We start from the raw sequence: 7,233 nt of genomic DNA on the forward strand, positions 1-7,233 counted from the left end.
GCCCCCGCACGGGCCGCGGCCGGCACCGCCGGCGGGCGTACCGGTCGGCCGAACCGGCCGTACCGGTCAGCCGAACTGGCCGGGCCGGTAGCCGCCGGCGGGCTGCCGGTTGATGACGTTGATGCGGTTGTAGGCGTTGATGACGGCGATCAGCGAGATCAGCGCGGCCAGTTGGTCCTCGTCGTAGTGCTCGGCCGCCCTCGCCCAGGCCTCGTCGGTGACGCCGCCGGCGGCGTCGGCGATCCGGGTGCCCTGCTCCGTCAGCTCCAGCGCGGCGCGTTCGGCGTCGGTGAAGACCGTGGCCTCCCGCCAGGCCGCCACCAGGTGCAGCCGCTGGGCGGTCTCGCCCGCGTGGGCGGCGTCCTTGGTGTGCATGTCGGTGCAGAACCCGCAGCCGTTGATCTGGCTGGCGCGGATCTTCACCAGCTCCTGGGTGGCGTGCGGCAGCCCCGACTCGGCGAGCGCCTTGCCGGCCGAGTTGATGTGCCGCAGGACCTTGGCCCCCACGCCGTTGCCGAAGTAGTCGAGACGGGATTCCATCGTGTGCTCCTCGCGTCGTACGGATTCACCTGGATGACCGGGAACCGCGGCGGAGTGTGACAACCCGGCGGCATGGCCTGCGTCACACCCGGCGCCGCCGCCCTCCGCGGCGTCCGTCCGGCCCGGGCCGACCGGCTGTCACATCCGGGCGGTGTCACCGGTCTTCTCCGGTCGGAGGAGGCGCCGACCGCGCCTCCTCCGTGTGCCGACGACACGGCGGCACGACGACGCGGAGACGAGGTCACGTGAAACGCTTCCGAACGGCGGCCGGCCTGCTGGCCGGCCTGCTGCTCCCGCTCTCCCTGCCGGCCCTCGCGCCGGCCGCACCGCTGCCCGCCCCGGCCCTGTCCGCCCCCGCCGCGTCCGCCCGGGCGGCCGACGGGACGGCGGCGGACGGGGTGGACCTGAGCGTCGCGAACCGTACCGGCCCGCCCCCCGGCCTGCCGGACTGGTCGCGGGTGGGCTTCCGGGGCGGCCGGGAACTGCCCCGCGGCGACGCCGGGCTGACCGGCGACGCCACCTGCCGAATATCGCCGGACTTCCTGGCGGCCAAGTACCGGGTGGTCGCGGACGACGGGGCCGACGACACCGCCGGCCTGCAGCGGGCGATCGACGACATCAGGAGCCGGTGCTCGCCGACGGCCAACTTCGACCGGCGCTCGCTGATCGAGCTGCCGGCCGGCCGGATCGACGTCTCCCGGCAGATCTACGTCGACGCCGACCACCTCGTGCTGCGCGGCCGGGGCTCCGGTGCGGGCGGCACCCGGCTGGTGTTCCGGCCGGACCTGAGCACCCGCTACGACACGGTGGTCAACGGCCGCTGGGACCAGGACAGCATGGTCGCCGGCACCGGCGTCGACGTCGGCACCGGCGGCTGGATGTGGCCCGGCCGCGGTCTGTTCCGGGTGCAGACCCGGGACGTCGCGGACCGCTACAAGGACGACTGGGAGGCGGCCACGACCGTCCCCATGCGCAAGGACGTCTTCGAGGGCAGCGTCAACCAGCACTGGGTCTCCGGTGTCAAGGTGGCCGCGCAGGCCGACGATCCGGGCTACTCGGCCCGGCAGGGGAGCAGCGTCGTCCGGCTGGACCCGAAGGCCGACACCAAGAGGTTCCGGCCGGGCGGCTACGTCTGGGTGGGCGCGGCCAACAGCAGGAAGTTCTACGCGCAGCAGGGCATCACCGACCCGAGCATGATCGCGGCGCTCCACATGCGCCAGCAGATGTTCCGGGTCCTGCGCATCGACGCCACCGCGAAGACGGTCACCCTGGACCGGCCGCTGGAGTGGGACCTGCCGGTCAACTCCGAGTCGGACGGCTCCGAACCGCTGAACGGCAGCGGCACGCCGTACGCCAGCAAGGTCACCCCGCTGAAGGTGGTCGAAGGGGTCGGCTTCGAGGACTTCGCCTTCACCCAGGAGATGGAGGGCCTGCCCAAGCTGGGCGGCGGGACGTACTCGCTGACGCCCGCCCAGGCCGTGCACAACTACGGCAACCTGGCGCCCGAGTACGCGATGCACGGCATCGTCTTCAAGTGGGCCGCCAACGGGTGGGCGCGCGGCCTGAAGGCCGAGATGACCGGCTCGCACCCGATCGTCACCGAGGTGGCGCGGAACCTGCAGATCGAGGGCAACACCTTCGACGGCGCCTGGAACAAGGGCAAGGGCGGCAACGGCTACCTGCGCGGCAGCCGGGTCTGGGACTCGCTCTGGGCGCTCAACGTCAGCCGCAACCTGCGCCACTTCACCTTCCAGTGGTCGGCGAGCGGCAACGTGGCCTTCCGCAACGACCTCGACTCCGACCTCAACCTGCACGGCGGATGGGAGCACAACAACCTCTTCGAGCAGAACACGGTACGGATCCCGTACGAGCACCGGTCGGCGAACTGCGCGGCCAACTGCGGCGGCGAGGGCGGCGAGACGGACGAGGGGACGTGGTACCCGATCTGGTGGGCGGCCGGTCCCAAGGCCGGGAAGTGGTCGGGCTCCTCGGGGCCGCAGAACGTCTTCTACAACAACACCATGGTCAAGCAGACCACCCCGGGCGGCCCCTTCGAGCCGTACGCGCCCTACGGTGTCCGGGCAGGCACCGCCTTCCAGTTCGGTTCCGACACCGGGGACCCGCGCACCTTCCGGCCGCTGGGCCAGGGCGGCCGGGGCATCCCCGACTGGACCGGCCGGGAGACCCTGGACTACCAGGGCGACGGGCTGGTCCTGCTCGACGCGGGCAAACGGCACTCGCTGTTCCTGCGGGACACCGGCGGCGTCCTCGAACCCCGGCCGCCCCGCTGGTTCGAGTCGACGGCGCTCACCTGGAACATGCAGGGGTCGAGCGGCGAGCACATGACCGACAAGTGGAACGCCGGCGTGGCCCAGCTGGAGAAGGACACCAACGCCGACGTCGTCGCCCTCCAGGAGTCCGGCGCCCCGCCCGGCCGGGGGGCCTCGACCGTGCCGATCACGATCGCGCAGACGTCGTACCGCCGGAGCGACGGCGAGGCCCCTCCGGTGGAGGAGTACCAGATGGCCGGGATGCGGAGCCGGGGCGGCGGATTCGTCTACCGGCTGAAGACCGTCAACCCCGGCCAGACCAACGGCAGGACGAGCCTGGCCATCTGGAGCCGCCGCGCGGTGCGGGACCAGGACGTCCACGTGGTCCCCGGCCGGGTGGACGCCCGGGGCCGCCACCCCGACGACCACCGGCCGGCGCTCGGCATCAAGGTGTGCGGCCTCGTCTACTTCACCCTGCACGGCGACTCGTCCGGTGGCAGTGACACCGCCGAGCTGCTGAACAACATCAGGGTTCGGATGTCGACCGCGGGCCCCGGCGGAACGGCACAGCCCTGGATCGCGCTCGGCGACTACAACCGCGGCCCCGGCAGTCTGGCGACCCTCCTGGCCGGCGCGCGGGACCTCTTCCACATCAGCGGCGCGCACCCGGCGACCCGCGGCAACAACCTCCTCGACTACGCGGTCACCGACCGCCTCGCCGGCCCGGTCTACATCAACCGGGCGACCACGCTGACCGACTGGAGCGGCTCCGACCACCTCCCCGCCGCGTTCGACCTCGCCCACGTCACCGACGAGTGCCAGCCGGCGCCGACACGGGTGGCGAAGGCCGTGCCGGCCGGCCGGCGGGTCGCCGTCCAGAACGCGGCCTCCCTCAAGGCGGCCCGGCCCTGGAACGGCGGCGCCAACAGCAGGGTCTTCAACCAGCCGCTGCTGAAGGCCGACCTGCCGGTCCAGGGGTTCCAGCTGGAGGCCGATCCGGAGTACCCCGGCCGCTACCGGCTGCTCCACCGGATGAGCTCCAGCTACCTGGGACTGGCGTCCCCCGTCGCCGGCTCGCCGGTCACGACCGGCTGGGAGGACCGGGGACCCTCCCAGCTGTGGCGGGTGGTCGATCAGGGCGACGGCACCTGGGTCCTGCACAACGCGGCCACCGACCAGGTGCTCACCGCCGTCGACACGCCGGAGGGCGAGGAGCTCGCCGGACGCGCGTTCGACCCGTCGGACCCCCGCCAGCGCTGGTTCCTGCCGGATCCGGAAGCGGCGTCCGTCCTCCAGGAGATCGACCTGGAGGACGCCACGCCGCAGCCGTGGGTGCTCAACGTGGACGACGGCGCGACGGCGGACGGCACTCCGGTGAACGTGCGCCGCGACTCCGACGCGCCGAGCGAACGGTTCGGTGTGATCCCGGCGGACCGGACCGCCGGCGACGACTGCTACTACCTGACGTACGGCGGGAAGTACGTCAACTCGACGGCGGCCCATCCACGGCCGCTGGAGGGCGCCAAGGTCACCCTGAACAGCTTCCGGCCCGACGACGACGGCTACCTGTGGTGCGCGACGCCCGTCGGGGGAGGCACACCGGGGGTGTACCTCAGCAACCACACCGCCCCCGGTGAGCGGCTGTACCTGGAGACCCACGGGGAGGACGTCCCGCTGACCGTGGGCGCGCCCAAGCCGCCGGGCGGGGGGCCGAGCGTCTGGCGGTTCGAGACCGTCGGCGGGTCGGCACCGTCCGTGAACTGATCGTCCGTCACAGAACGGGGGCGTTCCCGGTCTTTCCTCACGGAGGGGGAACGCCCCCGGCCGACGCCGGTCCGACGGGCCGGCGCAACCATCAGGAGTCCAGCATGACGACAACCGTTCACCGGCGCGGCGCCGTCCGCGCGCTGCTCGCACTCGCGGTCGCCGCCGCGGTCGCCGTCCCGGCCCTCGGGGCCGCACCCGCCGCCCGGGCGGACACGCCCGACGGTACGACCAAGGTGGTGGAGGTGAAGCTCGGCCACGACTACACCGGCGGCAACGTCGCCGGGTACCACACGGCGCTCATCCGTCTCCGCCAGGCGGCGGGGCGGCAGTTCCGCGACGACGACGTCTACATCACCCAGGCCACGCCGCCCGGTCTGATCGCCCTGCGGATCCAGGACCGCGACGGCAACGAGCTGTCGAGCCTGTACCTCAACCCGGCCAACCTCTACGTCGGGGGCTTCCGCACCAGGAGCGGCAAGCTGTACGCGTTCAACGACGCCTCGGAGAACGTGCGCACCGAGATGGGCCGCGGCGGCCAGGTGAACACGCTGGCCTTCGGGGGCGGCTACGGCTCGCTGATCGCCACCGCCGGGGAGGAGCCCTCGATCGAGTGGCTGGACGGATTCATCGGCTCGGCCGAGACCGTCGGCGGGGCCGACCGGTCGATGGGTGACGCACCGGGCCGGGCGAGCGTCGCCCGGTCGCTGCTCAAGCTGATCGGCGCGTTCTCGGAGGCCGCCCGGTTCACCGACTTCCGCGACACCTGGGACCCGGTGGTCGCCGGGCGCAAGGGCGGCGCCTTCTTCGAGATCTCGAACCCGCGGCTGCGGGCCCTGCGGGGTGCCTGGGGGTCCGTCTCCAAGTTCGCGATCGACATCACCACCGTCCCGTCCACGCCGCCGCTGACCGTCGACGGCTTCGGGACCTTCGCCACCTGGCAGGACGTCCGGGACCACCTGCGGGTCGTCCGGCGCTAGCCGGAGCCCGCGCACCGTGCCGCCCGCGTGTTCCCGGGACTCCCGGGGGCCCGCGGGCGGCGGCGTTCCCGGCCCGCGGAGCGGCCCGGGCGGTGGGACGCGGACCCCGGCGGTGCGGCGCGGATCCGGGCGGCCTCTGCTGACGGAGTGTCAGCAGGGGCCGCCGGGCACGGGTGTGTCCTTCGTCACGTGCGGGTCGGGCGGGATTGGGCGGCGGCCGGGGGGCCTCTCTTCAGACGGGGGCCGCGACCAGCGGCGGACCGCGACGAGGAGGTGGCGATGTCTGAACGCAGCCGGGGCCGGCGAGGGGACCGGCCCGCGGACCGGGAACCCGTGACGCCGGACCACCTGGCGGCGCGGGCCGGGGAGCTGGACGCGGCGGACCCGCTCGCGGCGGTGCGGCAGCGCTTCCTGCTGCCCGCCGGAACCGTCTACCTGGACGGCAACTCGCTGGGCCCGCTGCCCGCGGCGGTGCCGCCCGCCGTCGAGGACGCGGTGCGGCGGCAGTGGGGGCAGGACCTGATCGGCTCCTGGAACACCGCCGGCTGGTGGGACGCCCCGCTGCGGGTCGGGGACGCGATCGGGCGGCTGCTCGGCGCGGCCCCCGGGCAGACCGTGGCGGGGGACTCGACCAGCGTCCAGCTGTTCAACGCGCTCTGCGCCGCCGTGCGGCTGCGCCCCGGGCGGCGGCTGCTGGTCACCGACCCCGGGAACTTCCCGACCGACCAGTACCTGGCCGACTCCGTCGGGCGGCTGTTCGGCCTCACCGTCGTGCGCGTCGCCCCGCCCGCGCTCCCGGAGTTCCTGGCCGAACGCGGCGAGGAGGTCGCGGTGGTGGGCTGCGCGCCGGTGGACTACCGCACCGGCGAGCGCTACGACCTGCCGGCGCTGACCGCCGCCGTGCACCGGGCCGGGGCCCTGGTCGTCTGGGACCTCTGCCACGCCGCCGGGGTGATGCCCCTGGAGTTGGACGCGGCGGGCGTGGACCTCGCGGTCGGCTGCGGCTACAAGTTCCTCTCGGGCGGTCCCGGCGCGCCCGCCTACCTGTACGTGGCCCGCCGCCACCAGGCCGCCTTCGACCACCCGCTGACCGGCTGGAACGGCCACGCCGAACCGTTCGGGCTGGAGGGCGCCTACCGGCCGGCCGAGGGGGTGGGCCGGGCCAGGATCGGGACGCCGCCGATCCTCGCGCTGCTCGCGCTGGAGGCCGCGCTGACCGCGTTCGACGGCGTCGACCTCGCGCTGGTCCGGGACAAGAGCCTCTCGCTGACCGGCTTCTTCCAGGACTGTTCCGACGCCCTGCTGGCGGACCGCGGCTTCACCGTGGTCACCCCGCGGGAGCCGGAGCGCCGCGCGGGCCAGGTGGTACTGCGCCACCCCGAGGCCTACGCGCTGGTGCGGGCGCTCGCCGAGCGGGGCGTGGTGGGGGACATGCGGGCCCCCGACCTGCTGCGGTTCGGCGTGAACCCGCTCTTCCTCACGCACCGGGAGCTGTGGCAGGCCGTCCGCTGTCTGCGCGAGGTGGTGGACGCCGGGGAGCATCTGCGGGCGGACCACCGGGTGCGGGCCGCCGTCACCTGAGCCGCGGCGGCCCGCACCCGGGGCGGACCGCCGTCCGCGGGGTCCGTCGCCCGTGCGGGCGTGCCGTCGGGGGCTGCCGTCCGCGCCGGCCCGCTGCC

General features: G+C 74.1%; 4 protein-coding genes. 3 read left to right on the plus strand and 1 reads right to left on the minus strand.

All coding sequences use genetic code 11. The features are described 5' to 3' along the window. Window positions 1-66: 66 nt before the first annotated feature. Entirely contained in the window at window positions 67-540 is a 474-nt protein-coding gene (locus tag ACFCX4_RS32955; RefSeq protein ID WP_376150564.1) for a carboxymuconolactone decarboxylase family protein, read from the minus strand. Window positions 541-785: 245 nt separating this feature from the next. On the opposite strand from ACFCX4_RS32955, the gene ACFCX4_RS32960 reads away from it, so the two are divergent. The 3 genes from ACFCX4_RS32960 to ACFCX4_RS32970 all read left to right on the plus strand — a co-directional run bounded on the left by ACFCX4_RS32960 (window position 786) and on the right by ACFCX4_RS32970 (window position 7,135). Then, window positions 786-4,574, plus strand: a complete 3,789-nt coding sequence (locus ACFCX4_RS32960; protein WP_376150566.1) for an endonuclease/exonuclease/phosphatase family protein — start codon at window positions 786-788, stop codon at window positions 4,572-4,574. Between the two features lie 104 nt (window positions 4,575-4,678). Beyond that, window positions 4,679-5,554, plus strand: a complete 876-nt coding sequence (locus ACFCX4_RS32965; protein ID WP_376150568.1) for a ribosome-inactivating family protein — start codon at window positions 4,679-4,681, stop codon at window positions 5,552-5,554. Between the two features lie 279 nt (window positions 5,555-5,833). Then, window positions 5,834-7,135: a kynureninase gene (locus ACFCX4_RS32970; RefSeq protein WP_376150570.1), complete on the plus strand. Its 1,302-nt coding sequence runs from the start codon at window positions 5,834-5,836 to the stop codon at window positions 7,133-7,135. Window positions 7,136-7,233 lie beyond the last annotated feature (98 nt).

Source organism: Kitasatospora sp. NPDC056327 (assembly GCF_042261735.1).
Classification (GTDB): Bacteria; Actinomycetota; Actinomycetes; order Streptomycetales; family Streptomycetaceae; genus Kitasatospora.